At 38.3% G+C, this 20,611-nt stretch carries 17 protein-coding genes; 9 read left to right on the top strand and 8 right to left on the bottom strand.

All coding sequences use genetic code 11. The features are described from left to right. Positions 1–198 precede the first annotated feature (198 nt). Positions 199–2,193 carry a heparinase II/III domain-containing protein gene (locus tag A3EM_RS0128480; protein WP_083925318.1) on the top strand — a complete coding sequence of 665 codons (1,995 nt, stop codon included), beginning with the start codon at positions 199–201 and terminating at the stop codon, positions 2,191–2,193. A gap of 24 nt (positions 2,194–2,217) precedes the next feature. Here A3EM_RS0128480 and A3EM_RS0128475 read toward each other — a convergent pair whose 3' ends face one another. Then, positions 2,218–2,649, bottom strand: coding sequence for a hypothetical protein (locus tag A3EM_RS0128475; RefSeq protein WP_020531664.1), 432 nt, complete (start codon positions 2,647–2,649; stop codon positions 2,218–2,220). A 306-nt stretch (positions 2,650–2,955) separates the two neighbouring features. Between A3EM_RS0128475 and A3EM_RS0128470 the strand changes: the two genes are divergently transcribed. Next, a complete protein-coding gene (locus A3EM_RS0128470; RefSeq protein WP_020531663.1) occupies positions 2,956–3,744 on the top strand; it encodes a hypothetical protein in 789 nt (262 codons plus the stop codon). A 133-nt stretch (positions 3,745–3,877) separates the two neighbouring features. Next, positions 3,878–4,738 (top strand): oxidoreductase, encoded by an 861-nt coding sequence (locus A3EM_RS0128465; protein ID WP_020531662.1) that lies wholly within the window; start codon positions 3,878–3,880, stop codon positions 4,736–4,738. A 109-nt stretch (positions 4,739–4,847) separates the two neighbouring features. Here A3EM_RS0128465 and A3EM_RS43895 read toward each other — a convergent pair whose 3' ends face one another. Beyond that, on the bottom strand, positions 4,848–6,437 hold the full coding sequence (locus A3EM_RS43895; RefSeq protein WP_020531661.1) for a hypothetical protein: 1,590 nt from the start codon (positions 6,435–6,437) through the stop codon (positions 4,848–4,850). Positions 6,438–6,659: 222 nt separating this feature from the next. Here A3EM_RS43895 and A3EM_RS0128455 point away from each other — a divergent pair, with 222 nt between their 5' ends. Together A3EM_RS0128455 and A3EM_RS0128450 are read left to right on the top strand one after the other, a co-directional pair. After that, positions 6,660–7,355, top strand: a complete 696-nt coding sequence (locus A3EM_RS0128455; RefSeq protein ID WP_020531660.1) for a LytR/AlgR family response regulator transcription factor — start codon at positions 6,660–6,662, stop codon at positions 7,353–7,355. A 96-nt stretch (positions 7,356–7,451) separates the two neighbouring features. Further along, on the top strand, positions 7,452–7,907 hold the full coding sequence (locus tag A3EM_RS0128450) for a hypothetical protein (protein ID WP_020531659.1): 456 nt from the start codon (positions 7,452–7,454) through the stop codon (positions 7,905–7,907). A gap of 39 nt (positions 7,908–7,946) precedes the next feature. Here the strand turns inward: A3EM_RS0128450 and A3EM_RS46370 are convergent, their stop codons facing one another. After that, complete coding sequence (locus tag A3EM_RS46370; RefSeq protein WP_020531658.1) at positions 7,947–10,712, bottom strand: HAMP domain-containing hybrid sensor histidine kinase/response regulator; 2,766 nt, start codon at positions 10,710–10,712, stop codon at positions 7,947–7,949. A 350-nt stretch (positions 10,713–11,062) separates the two neighbouring features. On the opposite strand from A3EM_RS46370, the gene manD reads away from it, so the two are divergent. Next, complete coding sequence (gene manD / locus A3EM_RS0128440) at positions 11,063–12,277, top strand: D-mannonate dehydratase ManD (protein ID WP_020531657.1); 1,215 nt, start codon at positions 11,063–11,065, stop codon at positions 12,275–12,277. Positions 12,278–12,368: 91 nt separating this feature from the next. Here manD and A3EM_RS0128435 read toward each other — a convergent pair whose 3' ends face one another. The 4 genes from A3EM_RS0128435 to A3EM_RS0128420 all read right to left on the bottom strand — a co-directional run bounded on the left by A3EM_RS0128435 (position 12,369) and on the right by A3EM_RS0128420 (position 16,843). Beyond that, on the bottom strand, positions 12,369–12,551 hold the full coding sequence (locus tag A3EM_RS0128435) for a hypothetical protein (RefSeq protein WP_020531656.1): 183 nt from the start codon (positions 12,549–12,551) through the stop codon (positions 12,369–12,371). A 59-nt stretch (positions 12,552–12,610) separates the two neighbouring features. Continuing rightward, complete coding sequence (locus A3EM_RS0128430; RefSeq protein ID WP_020531655.1) at positions 12,611–14,023, bottom strand: purine-cytosine permease family protein; 1,413 nt, start codon at positions 14,021–14,023, stop codon at positions 12,611–12,613. A 47-nt stretch (positions 14,024–14,070) separates the two neighbouring features. Next, complete coding sequence (locus tag A3EM_RS43885; RefSeq protein WP_020531654.1) at positions 14,071–15,483, bottom strand: FGGY-family carbohydrate kinase; 1,413 nt, start codon at positions 15,481–15,483, stop codon at positions 14,071–14,073. Positions 15,484–15,559: 76 nt separating this feature from the next. After that, positions 15,560–16,843: a sugar isomerase gene (locus A3EM_RS0128420; protein ID WP_020531653.1), complete on the bottom strand. Its 1,284-nt coding sequence runs from the start codon at positions 16,841–16,843 to the stop codon at positions 15,560–15,562. Positions 16,844–17,322: 479 nt separating this feature from the next. Here A3EM_RS0128420 and A3EM_RS0128410 point away from each other — a divergent pair, with 479 nt between their 5' ends. From A3EM_RS0128410 to A3EM_RS0128400, 3 genes are all read left to right on the top strand, one after another. After that, positions 17,323–17,730 carry a hypothetical protein gene (locus tag A3EM_RS0128410; protein ID WP_020531651.1) on the top strand — a complete coding sequence of 136 codons (408 nt, stop codon included), beginning with the start codon at positions 17,323–17,325 and terminating at the stop codon, positions 17,728–17,730. 108 nt (positions 17,731–17,838) lie between these two features. Further along, on the top strand, positions 17,839–18,792 hold the full coding sequence (locus A3EM_RS0128405; RefSeq protein ID WP_020531650.1) for a polymorphic toxin type 23 domain-containing protein: 954 nt from the start codon (positions 17,839–17,841) through the stop codon (positions 18,790–18,792). Positions 18,793–18,825: 33 nt separating this feature from the next. After that, positions 18,826–19,527 (top strand): hypothetical protein, encoded by a 702-nt coding sequence (locus A3EM_RS0128400; protein ID WP_020531649.1) that lies wholly within the window; start codon positions 18,826–18,828, stop codon positions 19,525–19,527. A 93-nt stretch (positions 19,528–19,620) separates the two neighbouring features. Here the strand turns inward: A3EM_RS0128400 and A3EM_RS0128395 are convergent, their stop codons facing one another. Beyond that, positions 19,621–20,562 (bottom strand): glycosyl transferase family 90, encoded by a 942-nt coding sequence (locus A3EM_RS0128395; protein ID WP_020531648.1) that lies wholly within the window; start codon positions 20,560–20,562, stop codon positions 19,621–19,623. Positions 20,563–20,611: the final 49 nt, after the last annotated feature.

The following is a 20,611-nucleotide window of genomic DNA, read 5'->3' as shown; positions in this document are numbered from 1 at the left end:
TGCGAACATGCACAAGTTGTTTTTCCTGTTTTAATTATTTTATCTGCCTTTCCAGTCCTCATAGTATTATTTTTAACAAAAAAGTTGATTAATTTTAACCTGATAAGGCAGCTACTGATGATAAACTATTTCCTGATATAAAATCCTTGTTTTTGTCTGTTAGGTTGCTATAATTGAACTAAACTTAATGAGCTGAAAATGAAAAACCGTCTATATGGCAATTTCACTGTTAATTGTCTGTTTCTCCAATTTCTTCTGTTAATGTGGCTGATCTCATCTCAGGCATTTTCCCAACAAAATGGCCAAAAAGATTTGCTCACGACCAATTATCCCAAAGATAAATTGAATGAGATTTTATTGAGTAAAGATGATTGGAAACCCTTTCCAACTATTCAGGAAAGAGAATCATGGGAAGGATTGAGTGAGGCACAAAAATCTGAGATTCTTGAGAATGGGGAAAAAGCATTGCAGTATGAATGGCCCTCTCTGAAAGCTACAATGTTTTTGGAATTTGCCAGAATTGGAAACAGAAGTAATTTCCAAAATGTAAGGTCAGAAAGAAGGAACATGGTGGCTGATTTATTACTGGCTGAGCTTGTGGAAAATAAGGGAAGGTTTACGGATCAGCTGGTGAATGGAATTTGGCTGATTTGTGAGGAATCATACTGGGGAGTACCCGCTCATTTGTATTTACAAAAAGACGGACCCGGATTGCCCAATGTAGAAGAACCAACAGTGGATTTATTTGCTGCCCAGACTGCCAATCTGCTGGCCTGGACCGATTATTTACTTAATGAAAAACTGGATGAAGTTTCCCCCTTAATCAGGCCCAGAATTTTCAAAGAAACAGATGAAAGAATTTTAACCCCCAATCTGGAACGTGATGATTTCTGGTGGATGGGTTTTTCCGATAGAATAGTAAACAACTGGAATCCATGGATCAATTCCAATTGGCTTTCGGCTGCATTATTATTGGAAAGGGATGAAGAGAGACGAAAAAAGGCTGTAAATAAAATTATTTTATCACTGGATAAATTTTTGAATCCATATCCAGCTGATGGTGGTTGTGATGAAGGACCAAGCTACTGGGGGCATGCCGGAGGGTCTCTTTTCGATTGCCTGGAGTTACTTTACAGCGCCACCGATGGAAAGTTTGATGTTTATGAAAATCAGCTCGTAAAGAACATAGGGACTTACCTGTACAAAGTTTATATTGATAAGGACTACTTTGTGAATTTTGCCGATGCCGCAGCGAAAGTTACTATTTCTTCCGATTTGGTGTACCGATATGGAAAACGCATAAATGATGACAACCTGAAAGCCTTTGGGGCTTACATGGCCAAAAATCAACAAAAGGAAAAAAGCGAAAGGGGAATAGATAGAAAATTGTTTGCACTCTTTAATGCCGAAGAAATTGAGGCTGCTGAAGCCTCCCTACCAAATGTTCGTGATAGTTATTTTGAAGACCTTCAGGTAATGACTGCCAGATCGGTAAGTGGTTCTTCAAAAAGTCTTTATCTGGCAGCAAAAGGGGGACACAATGCAGAAAGCCATAACCATAATGATATTGGGAATTTTATTGTTTATGTGAAGGGAAATCCCGCTATAATTGATGCTGGGTCAGGTACTTACACCAGAAAGACTTTCAGTAGCCAAAGATACGAATTGTGGAATAATCAGTCCGGGTATCATAATCTGCCTACTGTAAATGGTGTAATGCAGCAGGCCGGTCGGGAATTTAAAGCCGAAAATGTGAAATATAAAGGAACCAATTCCTATGCGCAGTTTTCACTAAATATTGAGGATGCCTATCCTGAAGAAGCCGGAATTACTTCCTGGAAAAGGACGATTCGGTTAACCAGAGGAAAGAACATCGCACTGGTGGATAAGTTTAAACTCACTCAGGCAACAAAGGATATTTCCATGAATTTTTTAACCCCATGTGAAGTGATTTTAGCAGAGTCTGGAGAAATCAGGCTGAGATATAAGGGGGAAAATGCCAAAGAGTCTTTCACCTTGTATATCAATTACGATCCGGCAAGTTTCCAGCCTGAAGTTCAGGAAATTGTACTGGATCAGCCAGAAGACGGACGGATCAAATCTGTTTGGGGTGAAAGTTTAAAAAGAGTGCAATTGATATCCAAAAAATCTGTATCCTCCGGGACCTGGAAAATATTAATGAGTTCTTATTAAAGTCAATTAGGTTACTTAAGAAGATTAGGATTTAGCATCAGAAGGGGAGGGGAAATCACAAAGCCATTCCAGGGCCTCCTCTTCGGTGGCAAAGAAGGCCGACATAAATTCTTTTGCATTTTTCTCATTCAGTGTTTGCTCTACGGATAATTGAGCTACAAATTCTTTGCTCATAACAAAAGCCATTTTTTGCAACCCTGCGTTTATGGCACGGGGAATTAGTTCATCATCTACCCATTCCTGTAATTCAATGGAAATGGTAAAGAAAAAATTGGTGGCATCGGCAAGGGTTATTCTTGGTTGAAAAGTTTCAACCAACACAATTTGTTGTAGAAGTTCTGTTTTACATTCTTCTTCAGAAAGCTTTTTTGAAGCGGGTTTCCATCTATGGATAAGTAATGACTTTTCTTTATCAAAGTAGGAATATTGAAAATTGCTTTCGTAAACTTTTTGCATATCTATAATAGTAATGTTTGGAAATAAGCTTACCTCTGGTTGTATATAAGCTAAAGTATACTATTTTGAATTATTTAGTTTAGTTTGTTAAAATACTTGTTATTGTTGTTGTTTGTAGATGAAATTATAAGTTTAGGATAGTAAAATCAAATGCATAAGGGTTTGATTCTTCCAAAGAGTAGATAATAAATTCCCAACTTGTATAATTCAATGATAAAATTGAAGGATAAGATAAAACCCTGGAATGGAAACTTTGAACCGATGAAATCACAAACCAAAAAATACTGATTTTAAATCAAATCAAAAATGCTAAGTCAAAACAAATTTATCAGAGTACTTTTTATCATCAACGGACTGATTATTCCGGTTTTTGTGTTAATCTTTCTGGGAATTATGGTAAATGAATGGATTGGTTCATTTAATCAAAATCCTGAACCAACCGGAATAATAGTAGGAGAAGAATTGGATAGTGCTAAAAATAATAATCTGATCCTTCAGGGAATAGAATATGGTGACCCGAAAATGCTTCCAGATTCTTCGGGGAATTATATGGAGGTTTTTGTGAAGACATACCAAAAATCCAGGTATAACAGAAAAATGGCTGAGGGTTCATCTGCTTGGGAATATCATTCAGATCACCTCACGCTTAACCTGATGTTTTTTGATAAGGAATATCATTTTGTAAGAAGGCTTTTGAGCAAAAAAGCTTCAATTTACCGAATTCAGTTTGCTAAACCTTCCCTACCTGGTCCACAAAATGAAATAGATTCCACTATCCAAAATATTTTATATCTTATCGCTTTTGAAGATTCCAACAAAGATGGATTATTGGATAGTTATGATGACCACGATTTATTTATTTCTGATTTTGATGGTGAAAACCTGAAAAAGATCACAAATAATATAGAGATTGAAAATTTTTACTTCCAAAACAGAAACTCAGAAGTTTTTATTTCCTACAAAGAAAGATCGGATGAAAGGGAAGAATACAAAAGATTAAAATTCGCACTCTATAATATTGAAAGAAATTCGCTGAAAAAGCTTGATCATATAGAAAAGGCGATGGATGAATTGGAAGTATTGCTATCTCATTGAAATTGGGAAAGTAAACTTATTATTTGCAGATTTGTTATTGAAGGGGCCAAAGCTAAGGTCTCCTTTAATTGATTAAAGCTTTGGTCACTTTATTGGGAATAATAATTTATATCGTAAACTAAAAACAAAAGAAATGGGAAAAATCTGGTTTGTTACCGGTTGTTCAACTGGTTTTGGGAAGGAACTAGCCAAATATGCTGCCCAAAAGGGAGATACTGTTGTAGGTACCTTAAGAAAAAGTGAGCAAATTGAGGAATTTAATAAACTCGAGCCTGGAAAAACTTTCGGGGTATTGCTCGATGTGACAAACAATGATCAAATTAAAAAAGGAGTTGATTTCGCTTTAGAAAAATTTGGGAAAATTGATGTGTTGGTGAATAATGCCGGGTATGGTTCTTTAGGCTCCGTAGAAGAAACTGATGATGATGAAATGGTGAGGCAGTTTGATGTGAATGTATTTGGGGCAGTGAAAATGGTAAAAGCTGTTTTACCTTCAATGAGAAAGCAGCGATCAGGACATATACTGAACATCACTTCTATTGCCGGAATTCAGGGTTTTCCTGGTGTGGGCATTTATAATGGTTCGAAGTTCGCACTTGAGGGAATCGGAGAAGCACTTGCAGCTGATGTGAAGCATTTGGGAATAAAAGTGATTAATATTGAACCAGGTCCTTTCAGAACAGACTGGGCAGGAAGGTCAGCAAATTTTACTCCCTCCAAAATAGAGGATTATAAGGAATCTGCTGCACAAAATATGAATAATATTGCCAACGTAAGTGGCAAGCAGGTAGGTGATCCGGTGAAGGCGGTGAAGGCGATGTATGAGGTAGTTGAACTGGAAAATCCTCCAATTCATTTGCCTTTAGGAGCAGTGGCATATCAGCGGTTTCACACTAAAATAAATGCTCTTAAAGAAGAAATTGAAAAGTTTGAATATATAGGGAAACCAACCGATTTCACAGAAGAAGAGCTGGCGAAGTTGGATGGGAAATAATATTTCCTGTATTTAACTACAAATTAAAAGTCCCGATACAATACCTGTACCGGGACTTTTTGCTACAATAAACTCCTACATTTATGTATTTCTTTTTTGACTTTCAGCTTTAAAGGCATAGCAAATAAGCTGTTAAATCTTCTTTCTCCTGTTTGGATAAATCCAGTTCCAACACCAGGTTGAAAAACTCAACGGCATCGTGAAGAGTTGGACATCTGCCATCATGCAAATAAGGCGGAGAATCCTTTATTCCCCTTAGTGGGAAAGTTTTAATTGGTCCTTCCGGTCTTCCCACATAAAACCTTTCTACCTGCAAATCATGCATATAATCATCGGTAAAAGCCGGGCCATAATGGCAGGAAGAACATTGTGCTTTGCCATTAAAAAGTGCTTCTCCTCTCAATTCCTGCTCAGTGGCTTTACTTTTTATTAATTTACCTAATGGATTTAATTTTGGAGCGGGCGGAAAGTCCAGAATTGAATTGAAATCCCCCATTCTGTTGGTAACGGTTCTGTTTACCCCTCTTGGCCCAATAGCCTGCATCATTCCGGGATCTCCATCAAAATATTCTTCCACCTCTGAGAAGTGGTCCATGCTTCTAATTGACCTTTTGGAGGAAAGTTGCATCAGGTTGTAATTCCCCCTCATGGTTGGGGTATCTGTTCTGAGCCGTCCCTGATTTGGTCTGGAATCCGGAGCCAGTTCAATTGCGCCATTGGTATGGCCATTTACATGGCAGGAAAAACAGGAAACCCCTTCAGAAGGTAATAAGGTTACCCGGTTGGTGGTATGATTGAACCAGGTAGAGGGAGTTGGGCGAAGCAACTCTTTAAGTCCTTCCATCTGTTCCGGAGAAAGTAAACCGTTGAAAATTTCGTAGTAATTTTCGAAAGTGACTTCTTTGCCCTGAGTGACATCCCCAAGTTCCTTATGTGTAGTTAAAAACATTGGAGGTGGAAATTCTGGTAAATATTCTTCTGGAAAATCCATGTCAATATCTATTCGTTCGTGCTCAGGATGTGCATCAGTCCAGCTTTTTGGAAATACCATGTGGGCTGTTGTGGCCAATGGGTGTGCCAGTGGTTTGTAGGGGAATAAATCTTTACTCCTGATTTCTTCTGGGCTCAGTTTTTGTATTTTTTCGAAAGAATTAAAGTTTTTCGGTAATCTGGCTACGGGACCTCTCTTTATCCCTTTCCGCTTGCCAGACATCATCACTCCTGGAATGTCTTCTCCTGTAAAATTGTATCGCTCAGCCATATAGGCTTTGATATCAGCCATTAGTTCTGGCTTTTGTTCCTGATGTTTTTTTACCCACTCTTCCCATGACATGGGCAAAACAGGAGAGCCAAAAGAGCTTTTTCCCCTGCCCTGATACCTCCAAATATCAAAAGGTGTTCTATCCCCGGCCTTGCCTGGAGGATAAGGTTTTAAATCATCCTCAATATCATATTTGTAATATTGAAACCGAGCGACTCCATCCCACTGATATTCGTCAAGGCTGGATTTTTTTTCAGAATTTGCAGGCTGATCAGAGGGGCTTTCAGGTATAAAACCTGCTTTTTGAACCTCAGCGGTACCATCATTTGTTTCAGGTTCTCCTTCTTTTCCAACCAATGGGGAAACCTGCAGGTAGCATACAACCACCCAACCTGAAACACCAATAAATAATAAAATTTTGGTAAAAAGTTTCTTCATTTTCATAAATTAGGTATTCAACACGCTTTAAAACTTTCTGAATTTAGGTAATCTTCTGAAATCTAAATTTCAAATTATTCGAATTGCAGGATTTATCTTGTAAATACTTTAATTTGCTTTCTGAATAAAAAGTGAAAATGAAGGAAATGATCCGGTTGATGTGGTTTTTATTGACGAACTTTAAAATCGGGTAACAGAGATTTCCATGCTAAATATTTAAAAATGCACTGCTTAATTGTAGATGACGATCCATTGATTTGCGACTTACTGGAACATTTTGCTGAGGAAACAAGCTATATATCCAGTGCTGTAATAGTAAATGATGGGATTCAGGCCATAAAAATGGTAAATGAAAAACCTTTTGATTTGGTTTTTCTCGATCTTGAATTACCCAAAATGACCGGCCAGGAAGTTTTGGAGCAATTGCCTAAAGACCTTCCTGTAATCATGATTACCTCCAGAAAGGATTTTGCTTTGGATTCTTATAATTACCATGTGAAAGACTATTTATTGAAGCCTGTGAAATTTGCCAGGTTTTATCAGGCGGTAAAAAAAGTAGTAGATGAGAAAAGTGTCAGAGAGGGCAATCAGGAAAAGTCTCAGCAAGAGGAAATTTTTATTAAGGACGGGCACGATATTGTAAAGATTAACACAGGAGAAATCAAGTTTATAGAATCGGAGTCTAACTACGTGAAGTTCCATCTGGAAAGTGGACGGAAAATCATGTCACTACTCAGCATGAAAAAGCTGGAAGATGCCATGCCCGATAGTTTTGTAAGAATTCACCGGTCATTCATGATCAACACCCACTGGATAGATAAAATTGAAACCACTGCAGTGCTCATAGGGGAAAGAAGTATCCCCATAAGTGCCTCTTATAGAGATGGGTTGATTAATAAGCTTAATTTGTTGAATTAGGTTGGTATATGGAATGGTACAATAATGCTGGTGCACGAGGGAATTGGCACACGCGTGCGCCAACGGGGAAATGCTGGATTTAAACACTAATATTATATGACCAGAAAGGTTTTATTAGGTATTTTATTCCTATTTTACCTGCTAAGGTGTACTTCTCTTGTTTATGGATACCTTGATGGATATTTTTGGGAATCTTTAAACCTGTCTGGATTTACTGAGAATTTCCAAAAGCATGTAAATTATGGATTAATAGAAATCATGGTAATGCTTTTTGGAGCCTTAGGATTTTTGGGTTACTCCCATTTCAGTTGGATTTTGCTTAGTTTGTATGCCTATTTGGTGGTTGGAGTAGGTATTATATTTCTTTTTGGATTTAATCAAATCCATATGAACTACCAGTTATCTCATTTGATTTTTGCCGATATACTTTTGATTATCCTGAACATTCCTCCATTAATAAAGGGCTATAAAATTTATGATATAAAGCATCAGTTATCAGTCAATCTCATTGGACTTTTTTGTGGAGTTGCATTGGCATTTCTTTTCTATTAATATTCATGAAATATTCAAGGCTGGTGCAGGCTAAACAAACTACCCAGCTTCCTCCTCAGTGGTAGCAGCCTGCTTTTGCTTTATTTGTTGAGCAAGCTTTGGGAAATAGTCATTAATGAAATTTAGTGTTTGCAGTCCATCCTGGCCCATATCCAATCCCGCTTTTCCTGCTTCCAGTTTTTCTAATACCACTTCGAGCGAAAGGGTAAGCAGATGCGGCCTGATTTTATGCAAAGTTGCCCGAAATAATTCCTGATCGTAAGTTTCCAGGGCTGTTGAAAAAGCCTCATGGTATTTTTTGAATTCCGAATGCAGTAAATTCAAGGCCTTTAGAATTCGTTTCTGGTTGAAATTATAATTACTTTCCAATTGGGAGAAATCTGGGGAAAATGGGTTTTTTTCCTGTGTAGGATCAGCCATTTTTTCAGCAGGAGCTATCTCCGAAGCCGATAGGTAAATACTTAGTTTTTTGAGTATTTCCTCCTGTTTTACCGGTTTAATTAAATAATCTTCCATACCACTGGCAAAAAACTTTTCAATGGCTGCATTTGTGGCCAGTGCGGTAAGGGCGATAATGGGGACTTTTTCATATTTTCCCCCCAATGATTTTATCGCTTTGGTGGTTTCAAAACCATCCATTTCCGGCATTTGAATGTCCATAAAAATCAGGTCGAAATTTTGCTCTTTGGCTAATTGAACAGCTTCCTTTCCCGAAGAGGCAATTTTCAGGGGAATGCCCCAGTCTTCAAAGTAATTTTCCATCAGGAATTGGTTATAAGCCACATCCTCTACATAAAGAATATGGTACTTTTTCAATTCTGAGGGAATGGATAAAGTCGTTTTTTCCTTTGGTTCCGACCTAGTTTCTCCAATTGGAAAGCATAACGAAAGCTTAAATTCTGTACCCCATTTCGGATCCGAATCCAGTTGAATGGTTCCTCCCATGAGCTCTACAATTTGTCTGGTAATGGATAAACCCAAACCCGTTCCTCCATACTTTCTGGCCGTTCCCGGATTGGCCTGAATAAAAGGTTCAAATACCTGTTTTTGCAAATCCTTCGGGATGCCAATTCCTGTATCTTTTACAGAAAGTTGAATATCCACCTGGCCACCACTCAATTTGTGGTGAAAGTTTACCTGAATACTGCCTTTCTCTGTGAATTTGAGTGCGTTGCTTAAAATATTCTGAACCACCTGGGAAATTTTCAGGGGATCACTAATAACCATTAATTTTTCTTCTGGAAGATCACGAAAATTTAAGTTGATGCCTTTCTTTTCAGCTTGTGGAAGATATCCCATCAGGATGTTTTTTAACAAGCCCACTAATTCAAAATTTTTCTTTTCCAGGGTAATTTTACCGGACTCAATTTTTGAAAAATCCAGCATTTCATTAATCAGGATGAGCAGACTTTGGGCCGAAAAGTTTAAGGCTGAAAGTATTTCCTCCTTTTTACTGGGAGCCTGTTCTTTTTCCAATAATGCAGTCATTCCAATTACCGCATTTAGAGGTGTCCTGATTTCATGGCTGATCGTAGACAGGAACTCGTCTTTTGCTTTATTGGCAGCTTCTGCTTCTTTTTTCGCTTTGGTAAGCGCATTGATTTTTTCCTCTATTTCCTTCCAGAGTTTCTGAAAAGTTCTGGCCAGAATTCCAATTTCATCTTTACGATTCACTGGAAGAGCAGTTTTTTTCATTCCTGGCGTAAATCGGGAAACATCCCGGGTAATTTTATGGAGAGGCTGGATGAGAAAAAGAGAAAACAGAAAGGTAGCCAGAATGGCTAAAAAACAAATTATCATGGTCAGTAAAAGGCTTTTGTTGTGCACCTTTTTTATCCCGGATAGCAATATGGAATGGGGAGAAGAAAGGGCCAGCAAGACACGTTTGCCTTCACTTATTTCCAGCCATTGGAAGTCCAACACGAGGGCATCATCCTGACCCACAGGGATTTCATTGAATTGGTAGTGGGTAGAATCAGAATAAAAAATGTTGTTGGCCACTTCAAATTCAGCCTGAATGCTGTAATCATTTCCCAAATCAAACCCAAATGTTTTGGTGCTGTCCGGATGAATCAGAAAATCCCCACGGGTATTGGTGAGGTAAAGAGAATTATCTTCTCCGGCCAATTTTCGAATTTCTTTGAAAGTAGGCCTTAAATCCACATTTATGACCACAATGCCAATTTTCTGATTTTCATTGGAAAAAATGGGTACAGCAGCCCTTACCGTTGGGATAAGCGGCTCGGTGATTCGGTTAAATTCCTTATTTAAATCTATGGCGGAAATGTAGATGGCATTTTCAGAAAGTACACTGGCTTCCATAAAATAATCCCGATCCCCTTTTTGCTGTAAAAGGCTGTCAGGGATATTTTTTACCTGATTATTTAATTGCTCCAGTTTAATGATTTCCTGTCCATTATTTTCTATACTAATAAACCTGATCTGGAAATAATCAGGTCGGCTTTTTAAAAATGACCTGAAGTTTTGCCTTACCAGCCCGGACCAATAGTTAATATCCCCGTTTTGGAAATTACCATTTTCTTTTTTAGCGATTGCATTGGCAAAACCCTTAACAGCCACATTATCGGACATGAAATGAATATCCTCATTTATACTTTTAAATTTGGCTGAGAGAGAAGTGCCAATAATTTCTGAAGTAAATGAAAGCCTTTCCTGAGAAGATTGAATTAACAGATTTCTATTTCCGGAATAAACCAAATAGCCCACCAGGCTGGTAGAAACCATTACCAACACGGAAAAAACCAATGTTACTTTAGCAGAAATACTAGAGGTGATTTTTTGCATGAATCAAAAAAGAAGAATTTCAAACCGAAAATTACCACAACAAAGGCAAAATGGGAAAGAATTTGCCATAAATAGCTGCCATAGCATAAGGTTGGGCTGTTCGACTTTTATGAAGTCGAACCATTATCGTAGGATTTTTAATCCAAACGTGAATTGGATTAAAAATCCTGAGATAGGCCTTCGGAATTTCAAATTCCGAAGAGCAAACGTATTGAGTATCCACCTGACATTATCCTAAAAAAGCTACCTAAATTCGGAACTAGAGCAATTACCTGAATACCCTAAAAAATCAATTGCTATATTTACTTTACAAATGGTAAAGTCCATGTAAATTATAACTAAATATCAAAATGAAAATAACCAAGGTTGAAGTAATTGTTCATTGCCCCGCCAGGAATTTTGTTACCGTAAAAATTCATTCCGACCAGGGTGTGTATGGTTTGGGAGACGCCACATTAAACGGGCGGGAACTGGCTGTTTCCAAATATATTGAAGAATACCTGACTCCTTCACTCATTGGAAGATCTCCTTTCGATACGGAAGACATCTGGCAATTTTTTTATAAGGGTGTTTACTGGAGGAGAGGTGCCGTGAATATGACTGCCATTGGCGCCATAGATATTGCCTTGTGGGACCTGAAAGCGAAATTATTGAATGTGCCGCTGTATCAACTTTTGGGAGGGAGATGCCGACATAAAATTCTGACTTATTGCCATGGACACGGAACTACATTTGAAGACACTATCGAAAAAGTACTGGAGAAAAAAGAAGCAGGATATGAGGCCATCCGTGTGCAGTCTGGTATTCCCGGATTGGATAAAATCTATGGCATGAATACTAAAAAAGGAGGGAAGTATGAACCTGCCATTGCTGCTGAAACTCCTTTTGAAGAAGAATGGGATACTCATAAATATTTAACGCATGTTCCACGGTTATTTGAAAAAGTTAGGGAGGCAGTAGGGGATGAGGTTCACCTTTTACATGATGGTCACCACCGGCTTACTCCTGTTGAGGCTGCGAGATTGGGGAAGGAATTAGAACCGTTCCATCTTTATTGGCTGGAGGATTTGGTGCCTGGCGAGCTACAGGAAAGTTTTCGGTTAATCCGACAGCATACTACCACTCCACTAGCCTTGGGAGAGGTTTTTAATACAGTTTTCGATTGTAAAACTTTGATTGAAGAAGAGTTAATTGATCACCTGAGAATGGCGGTTACTCATGGGGGAGGGATTACTCCAATGAAGAAAATTGCCGCATTGGCAGAGTTGCATCATGTTAAAATCAGTCCTCACGGGCCTTCTGATATTTCTCCTGTGGGTATTGCGGCAGCACTTCATTTGGTCACTGCTATCAATAATCTGGGTGTGCATGAATATATGGGATATGATGAACTGACGCTTGAAGCGTTCCCCCATGCCTTTAAGTGGGAAAAGGGGTACCTGTATCTTGATGAGACTCCTGGTCTAGGAGTGGATATTAATATGGATTTAGTGGAAAAGTACCCTTATAAAAAAGCTTTTTTACCTGTAAACAGATTGACAGACGGAACCATGTTCAGTTGGTAGTTTGATGCAATTTTTAAAAATAAATCAGGCTGTTCGACTTTGACAAAAGTTAAACAGCCTTTAATTTTTCCACGGATAAAATCCCGGGTTTTTAGGATTCCTGAGGGTCGCTTTTTCCCATCCAGAAGGGAACGGTGCCAAACCAGAGCACTGTGCCCACAAACATAAGCGTTTTGTGCATTTCCTTTTCCATGGCTCCATTAAATACCATTAGGGCTGGAACTATGGTTAATATTAATCCAATAAGGGAAATTAGCTTTAGAATTGTTTTCATTTTCAATTATGTTTAGGGGTAGTCTATTTTATCCATCCCTGTGAAAGACTTTGAAATATTTAAGCAACTTGTGGAGAAACTGTTTTCTTTTGCATCATTTTACTGCATAGGATATACAAGAAGGCAGCAATAAACCAACCAGGTAATCCCAAGAAGAATACTTCAATTCCAGCAGCAAAATTAAGCGCCAGACATAAAACAAGCGTGGCTATCCAGGTGATAGCGGCCTGCAAACTGAATTTTATGCCAGCCACTTCTGCATAGTTGGGTTTTAATCCCATTTTTTTCAATAGATAAAAATCTATAAAAATTATGGCTCCCATTGGCATAAGTACTAAACCGTATAGGGCTACAAAGTCTAAAAGTCTCATTACAAGTGCCGGGAAGCAGGCGGCCAGGGTGGTAAAAGCACCTGTGGCCAGTGTTACTTTCCATCTGCTGGATTTTCGGAAAATCGCCTGAAACGCTAATCCCGCTCGATAAATAGTGGGGTTTGCGGTAGTCCATCCGGCAATAATTACACAAATGGCTCCTGCAATTCCTGCTGCTTCAAACGCAATTTTTCCCGGTGCAAATTCAGCTGAATTATCAAATTTTAATAAGAAATAAGAATATAATATACCAGAAGCAATCCAGGCTAAAAAGTGACCTACGTACATGCCGGTAGCCGAAGAAAATCCATATTCCCATTTTTTAGCATACCTGAAAATGGACATATCCGCCATTCCAATGTGCATGGCCATATTGGCAAACCAGGCAAAAAACATCACATGCCAAAAAGTAAACCGGCTTTGATCTACCATTGGTTCTCCAGTCCATATTTTTTCATTGGCTACCGTCCAGAAATCGCCCAATGAAGTCACACCTATCTCGGGCAACACTGCAAAGGCGGCAGCAATAAAAACCAGAATCATCCAGGGTGCGGCTCTGTTCGCAAATTTTGAAACCTGTTCGTACCCTAAAATAGCAATCACCGTGATCACCGCTCCCACAGCCATCACACTCAATACCCAACCAATTCCGGTAGGAAACATATCGGTGAGTGAGGGCATGGTAATGTCAAATGGAATTCCTACAGCTGTGGCTGAAACGGCTATCATGGAACCCGCAAGGAAGCAAAACATTAAGCCATTCACGGCATTGTAAATAATTACCAGCGACCTGCCGCAAATTTTTTCCAGTTGGTAATACATGGTTACCCTGGTTTTTACGGCAATTGGGGCGCATAAAAATGCCCAGCTTAAAACTGCCAGCAAATTTCCGATTAAAAGCCCCCAAATAAGGTCAGGAGCGGTCACTCCGTGGGCTACGAATAATGGACCAATCACAAATTCGGTTCCTGCGGTATGTTCACCGGCATACATCCCGATAAAGCCTTTCAGGCCTTTTAATTTGCCCTGTGGGATTGGCTCCCTTTCATATTCATTTATTGCCTCAAGTTTCTCAGCAATTGATTGTTTCTTCAATTCCATATTTAGACTTTGTTTGTTGTTTTAACTTTTCGGGTAATCTATGCTGATTACTCAAAAAGACGATAGGCTCCAATATTCAAACTTTTGTCAGTTAAGTGTAAATCGAACTTGAAGCTTAAATTTTCTTTGTGATTTTTATTAATTAAAAGTGCTGCCCCCAAGGCGGTGGCCTTACTTACTGAAGCACTATAAAATTCTATATCAGGGTACTTGGCACATAGCAGTTTCACGAATAACTTATTACTATGAAAACCACCGCTAAAAAACATTTTTTTAATATCGGTTTTTCCAATAGCCAAATCAATTGAAATACTCTGAAGATAAGCCAAATCCAGCATCAACTGATGGTAAGCTTCTTCATAATTATCGAAAAGATCAAGATTGACAGTCCCCCTGATTTCCTGCGGAAAAGGGCCTGTGCCTTTCATGGTTTCCGGAAAGAATTTTTTGTAATGATTATTTTCTTCTGCCAGTTTGTTGAAAATATCCCGGTCGTATTCCACGGTTTTAAAATAATCATCGGGTTTTTGGAAATGTCTGGCCAATCGATCTGTTTGGAATTCATGTTCATTTCCTAAAAATAACCTGGCTGCCTTTACCGTCCCTCCCTTATAATTGATATAGTTCAGGCAGTCTTTTGCCAAATGGTCCTCAGTCAGGTTTTCTTCGCTAAATGGATTGAAAGCAATACTCCAGGTGCCTGTGGATAAAAGTACAAAAGGATCGGGGCAGTTCATTAAATAGGGAATTAAGGCGGCCGAACTATCATGCACACCAATTCCGCATTTTATAGGATGGTCTTTCCCCTCAATTTCAATAAATGAATCTGAAGGTTGAATGTCAGGGAATTTAGCCGCAATTCCTTCTTCGCTTACCCATTTATGGTAATCACCTTTTTCAAAATCCCACAAATAAGTATGACAGCCGATGGAAGTCATTTCTGCTATTTTTTTACCCGAAAGTAAAAATGCACAATACTGAGGTAGGTGAAGCGAATATTTAATTTTTTCGAAAAGCTTGGGCTTTCTATGCTTCAACCAATAAAGCTGCAGACCTGAATTTAACATCCCCAAATCCGGAGAAGCTGTGGTCGTGCAAAAGCTTTGCTGAGGTCCGTATTTTTTATAAAATTCTGCCTTGAGCTCTTCTGGAAAAGGTTTTAGGTAATTGTAAAGTGGGGTTACTGCTTTGCCATTTTCATCCACATTTACAAAACTAGCCCCATAAGTAGCCACATTTACCGCAGTAATATCCCATTTCCCATTTTCCAGGGCCTGCTGAAAGGAGGAAAGCAACCATTTTTCCAATTTTTCTACATCTTCACAATCATCACCGTCTTCATCGGTAATTTCCTCAAACTGGACCTCCTCACTGTGGAGCACTTCCAATTCCTGGTTGAAAATCATTAATTTTTTATTGGTTTTCCCAATATCAAAAATGGCTGTTACCTTTTCTTTCATTTTCAAATTTCAATGTAATTTACCTATGGATAAAATGCTGTAATTTAAAATAGTACCCGGTATGGAATACAGGTACTTACAGACCAGTAGCCATAGAAAAACTGCCTCTTTCTTTTACCAATTCTTCTCTTACTTTTAATTTTCTGTAAACTCCTACAGGATCAATGGCTGCTCCAGCCTGAATTCTTGAAGCCGCCAATAGCGGCCTTACATCCGTCCTGTAGGCATTTTGTAAAATTTCCTGGGCTTTTACCACATCATTCTCCTGTTGGGCAACAGCCAGTTCTTGTTTATCCACCAAAAGAGCCTGCGCATAAGCAATTTTAATGGCTTCTACTGATTGTAGTAAATCTTCCAAAGGATCTTTTAAATTATGACTTGCGTCAATCATCCAGGCCAGAGGAGGGTTAATGGAATTTGGATCTTCCATACCTTCTACTAATTCTTTGAATATGAGGAAAAGCTGGTATGGTTTAATACAACCCACAGTTAAATCATCATCAGCAAATTTGGAATCGTTGAAGTGGAAACCTCCAAGTTTGCCTTCCATCATCAGAATGGCTACAATTTGTTCTATGTTTGTATTCGGTAAATGATGGCCTAAATCTACCAGACACAGGGCTTTTTCCCCTAATTTGCTGGCCAGCAAATGGGATGTTCCCCAATCGGGAATCACCATGGAATAAAAATTAGGCTCGAAAGGCTTGTATTCCACAAACATTTTCCATTCATCAGGTAATTCCTGATAAACTTCTTGTAGGGAATGAAGGGTGTTTTGGAAAACCTGTTTAAAATTATTTTGTCCGGGGAAACTGGAACCATCTGCAAGCCAAACGGTTAAAGCTTCAGAGCCCAATGCCTTTCCATATTTTATTACCTCAATATTATGGTCAATAGCTTCCTGCCTTACGGCCTTATCTACATGGCAAAGGGAACCAAATTTATAAGAGTTTTTTTGATCCTTTTGGTCCTGAAAAGTATTTGAATTAACCGCATCAAATTTAAGGTCATATGAATCGGCAAGTGCTTTTATGGCATTGGCATCTTCGGGAATATCCCATGGAATATGTAGGGAAATCGCTCCACTCGACCTGTTAAGCGCATGCAATAATCCCACATCAGCTATTTTCTCTTCAAGACTACCGGGCTCTCCACCTCCAGGGAATCGGCCAAATCTTGTGCCTCCTGTACCCAAAGCCCAGCTTGGAATAGCCACCTGAAAGTCAGCCAGTTTTTGTACAATCTGGTTAACATTTTTACCAGCACTTTCCAACTCCTCTGCAAGGAAATCAAACTTTTTTTGCTGTTGATTTTGAAGTGGGTTATTATATTCCTGAATAACTGATTTTTCTACTCTCATTTTTTTATGTTTTTGATAAGGGAGCGACTATCTGGCACTTAAAATCTGCCCCGATTTTGAATGAATTTTTTTCTGAAATTTACCCCTTTCCTTATTCTTCATTCGTCTGGAAATGGAGCTTTTAGATTTTCAATCTTACCTTCAAAAAAGTTGGAAATTTATCAGAATTGCATCCTGTACCATCCTGAATAAGTTAATTCAGTGTTAAAATTTAATTTTTTTTATCAGTTGATGCAACTATTGATTAACTTCATACATCCTTACCATAGAAGATTTTAAAAAGCAACAAATTTACACAGGCTTTTAACCAGGTTTTCACCAGCAAAAAACCGAAACCAATATAATTAATTAAGAGGAATTTGTATTAGCTTTGCCACCCAGAATCAGGCACTCCAACTAAGGCAATATTCCATAATAATCGGTTACAATAACTGTTACTATACGACTAGCATTTTGATATTTAGAGAAACAGTTACTCCATGAAAACTCGAAAATTTTTATTACCCGCTTTATTCCTATTTCTTTCCTCCCAAACATTGTTTGCTCAGGTAAGTGTTTGCATGCTTAGTAAGAACTGGAAGTATGAAAGCTCCAAGGTTTTAGGTCAGGTAGTTCCTGCTACCGCGGTGGAGGAAAATGACCAGTTGGTCTTAAGGTTTAACATGACCTTTGAGCGGGTAGAAGAAGGAAAGGTTTACAAAGGAACCTGGATGTATAATGAAGGAGAACAAAAAATTATATTAAACTATAGTGGAGTTGATAAAGTGAAGTTTTTATTTGTGAAAAAAGCGAATAAAGAAGAGTTGGTTTTAAAAATGGAGGAGGACTGGAAGCTGGATACTCAAATCCATATGAAGGCGGTAAATCCTCCATGTTCGTACTTATAAAGTCAACTTTTTCTCCACAGCTTAAACCGGAATTTTTTTCCTGCAGACTTAATTGAATTTCCATAGATTTGGTATCAAAAGTCTTTTTGAAAAGGATTCCGGTTTTTTATGTTTAAATTTTCTCAAATTTCCATACTTGGAATTTTGGTCTCACTATGGTTTGGGGCCTGTTACCCCGTTTTTGGCCAGGAAAGTTTGGGTTATAGTAAGGAGGGATTTGGTGGAGCAGCCGGAATTTCCTTCAATTTGGGTACGCATTTCCAAAGAGCAGGCCTGTTCCTTACCGGATATTATTATCACGATTTTTTCCAGGTGAATGCCCAAACCCGTTGGTTTTTTACTTTCAGACAGTTAGGGCCATCGGGAAAAGGGCATGAAGGTCAATTTAATATAGGTGCAGTATATGCATTTGGAAATTACGATCAAATTCAGAATCCTTTTCTCAATTCAGTAAGTAATCAGACTGGTAAAAAATACAGCATAGGCTACAGTTTTAATGTTTATCTCGATCAATTAAGCACCAATCAAAGGACTGGAACAGTGGGTATCCAGCTCGATCAGGTAGAGGTTTACCATGAAAATGATATTTTGGGTACTCCGGGTTCAGACCGGTACCGAACTTCCGGAATTTTGATTGCCTATAGGAATGACCATACCAGAATTGGAATTAATGCTACTTTTTGGACGGGTAATTCGGATTCTGGCAAGGCGATAAAAGTGGAGGACAATACTTTTGCCCGATTTGGGTATACTGATTTAACACATGCTGAATATGGGGAATATTCCAATGGTTTGCTTAGTCTCCAGGTAGAGCATGTTTTTCCTTATGCACAACAAGGCAGGATGAATATTGGTATTGATTCGGAGCATGTCAGGAATTTTTTGCAAAACAAGGTGATGCATGATTTGTATTTTTGGCCGGAAAAATGGAATCCTGCAAAAAATTATCATATCCCCATGGTAGATACTGAAGGGAAACCGTATCTTTATAAGGAAAATCAGGGAGTGAAATCAGATCGGTTTTTATTTGATTTATCCCTGAATCCCACTTTATTTTATTGAGCTGAATTTTAGAAATGCAGTCAATTCTATGCAATGGAAATCCTAGAAATCTCAAAACGTTTTTGCGGTCCCCCCAATTCTGGTAATGGAGGCTATGTCTGTGGTCTTATTGATAATCACACCGATTTTGTTTCGGAGGTAACTTTAAGGAAACCTCCTCCATTGGAAGTTGCGCTGCAGCTTTATGGAAAGCCTGGTGAATCCAATTTAATGAATGAAGAAATCCTTGTAGCGGTGGCAAAACCCGGAGTGGTAGATGTAGATATTCCCGACTCAGTTGAATGGGAAGAAGCAAAGGCTTCCAGTAAAAACTATATTGGGTTTCAGGAAAAACACCCTTTTCCATCCTGTTTTGTATGTGGACCACAAAGAGCCTCCGGAGATGGTTTAAATGTATTTGCCGGAAAGGTGGAAGGTAGAAGTGTATATGCTTCCCCCTGGATTCCGGATAAATCTCTTTCAAATGATGAAGGCACGGTTAAAAATGAATTTTTATGGGCAGCCATGGATTGTCCCGGAGCTTTTGCTATTATGGGTAAGCAGCCTAAAACACTGGTGTTGGGAAGAATGACTGCTGAAATAGAGAGAGAGGTACCAATAGGCGAAACTTGTGTGGTGATTAGCTGGAAATTAGAAAGTGAGGGTAAAAAACATTTTTGTGGCACTGCGATTTACAATAGTAATCATGAACTTTGTGGCAAATCGAAAGCTACTTGGATAGATATTGGGGGGTAAATCATTTCCTTATTTTTTCAAATATCACATGTCATTTGATTAAGTTTTTTGTGCCGTAATTATGGGAATGAACCCTGATCATCTTTTTGGCTTTTAGTTTGAAAATTTCAAGGCATTTATTTGCCCACTTTGAAAGGCATATTTTTCTAAAACTTTGAGGCAAAGTAAATCTTCCATATTTTTATTTTTAAAGCGATTTGTGTAATTATTGGCATTTTTAATAATCCTATTGGCTTCTTCATGATGACGGGAATAATAAATAATTTTATCCTCCAAATCTGAATAGTCATTTTTTATCTCTACATAATGTTCATTAGGTTTTAAAGTACCTTCCATAAACCAGGTTTCAAATTTTGGTTTAGGCATTAAACATAGGGAATTGGATGACATGACCCACTTCAGGTTTGTTGCTACATCGTTACCTTCCGGGCAAAAAATAAACTTGTATTGGAGTTGTGCCTTAATTGATAAAAAGTCTTTTTGCCAGGGGACATTTTCTTTTGGTTTATTGGTTTGTCCTACGTTGCAGAGTGGGTGGTTCCAGAATTTTTCAACAAAAGATCTACGCAATTCGTGGTAAGCGCCTCCACGCCATACCAAAATATCTTTCTTTTCACCATAGGAATAAGGATCATTTACCCATTTGAAATGCCTTCTTTTGTTCAGTTTAAACAAAACCGAATTTGCATTGTCGCCAGTAATGGGCCTGGCTTTAAAAAGTGTAGGATATGGATTAATATGTGTTTCATCTCCAAACTGGTAGGCAAACCTAGTATCAGCGGTAAAGTAATGCAAAAATTCTTTTAAGTCGAGGAAATAGGTGGTACTATTTGTCTTTTTGAAATTTTTTATAGCCTGAGCAGCTTCCGGGATTTCAAAATTTTTGTTTTGCTTAAAATAGTAATTCAATCTGTATTGAAGTTCTTGTTGATCGCATTCCCTCCCATAATTTATAAGCCGATGATAATTCCACTTAAAAAAAAAGACCGGAAGCGCATTAAAACCAAAACTTTTTGTATAATACAGGAAATTCATGTTTTATTTTTTTCTTTAAAACAGTGTGCTGCAAAGCTATTAGAAAACG

This window comes from Flexithrix dorotheae DSM 6795 (genome assembly GCF_000379765.1).
Taxonomy (GTDB): Bacteria; Bacteroidota; Bacteroidia; order Cytophagales; family Flammeovirgaceae; genus Flexithrix; species Flexithrix dorotheae.
The sequence above is the reverse complement of the archived record's forward strand: the minus strand, read 5'-3'. Positions and strand labels throughout refer to the sequence as shown.

Bases quoted from the DNA above. Each gene is read 5' to 3' on its own strand.
- A3EM_RS46370 (WP_020531658.1), bottom strand. From the start codon at position 10,712: ATGCAAAAAATCACCTCTAGTATTTCTGCTAAAGTAACATTGGTTTTT.
- A3EM_RS0128410 (WP_020531651.1), top strand. From the start codon at position 17,323: ATGAAAACTCGAAAATTTTTATTACCCGCTTTATTCCTATTTCTTTCC.
- A3EM_RS0128405 (WP_020531650.1), top strand. From the start codon at position 17,839: ATGTTTAAATTTTCTCAAATTTCCATACTTGGAATTTTGGTCTCACTA.
- A3EM_RS0128435 (WP_020531656.1), bottom strand. From the start codon at position 12,551: ATGAAAACAATTCTAAAGCTAATTTCCCTTATTGGATTAATATTAACC.
- A3EM_RS43895 (WP_020531661.1), bottom strand. From the start codon at position 6,437: ATGAAGAAACTTTTTACCAAAATTTTATTATTTATTGGTGTTTCAGGT.
- manD (WP_020531657.1), top strand. From the start codon at position 11,063: ATGAAAATAACCAAGGTTGAAGTAATTGTTCATTGCCCCGCCAGGAAT.
- A3EM_RS0128465 (WP_020531662.1), top strand. From the start codon at position 3,878: ATGGGAAAAATCTGGTTTGTTACCGGTTGTTCAACTGGTTTTGGGAAG.
- A3EM_RS0128420 (WP_020531653.1), bottom strand. From the start codon at position 16,843: ATGAGAGTAGAAAAATCAGTTATTCAGGAATATAATAACCCACTTCAA.
- A3EM_RS0128470 (WP_020531663.1), top strand. From the start codon at position 2,956: ATGCTAAGTCAAAACAAATTTATCAGAGTACTTTTTATCATCAACGGA.
- A3EM_RS0128400 (WP_020531649.1), top strand. From the start codon at position 18,826: ATGGAAATCCTAGAAATCTCAAAACGTTTTTGCGGTCCCCCCAATTCT.
- A3EM_RS0128395 (WP_020531648.1), bottom strand. From the start codon at position 20,562: ATGAATTTCCTGTATTATACAAAAAGTTTTGGTTTTAATGCGCTTCCG.
- A3EM_RS0128480 (WP_083925318.1), top strand. From the start codon at position 199: ATGAAAAACCGTCTATATGGCAATTTCACTGTTAATTGTCTGTTTCTC.
- A3EM_RS0128450 (WP_020531659.1), top strand. From the start codon at position 7,452: ATGACCAGAAAGGTTTTATTAGGTATTTTATTCCTATTTTACCTGCTA.
- A3EM_RS0128430 (WP_020531655.1), bottom strand. From the start codon at position 14,023: ATGGAATTGAAGAAACAATCAATTGCTGAGAAACTTGAGGCAATAAAT.
- A3EM_RS0128475 (WP_020531664.1), bottom strand. From the start codon at position 2,649: ATGCAAAAAGTTTACGAAAGCAATTTTCAATATTCCTACTTTGATAAA.
- A3EM_RS0128455 (WP_020531660.1), top strand. From the start codon at position 6,660: ATGCACTGCTTAATTGTAGATGACGATCCATTGATTTGCGACTTACTG.
- A3EM_RS43885 (WP_020531654.1), bottom strand. From the start codon at position 15,483: ATGAAAGAAAAGGTAACAGCCATTTTTGATATTGGGAAAACCAATAAA.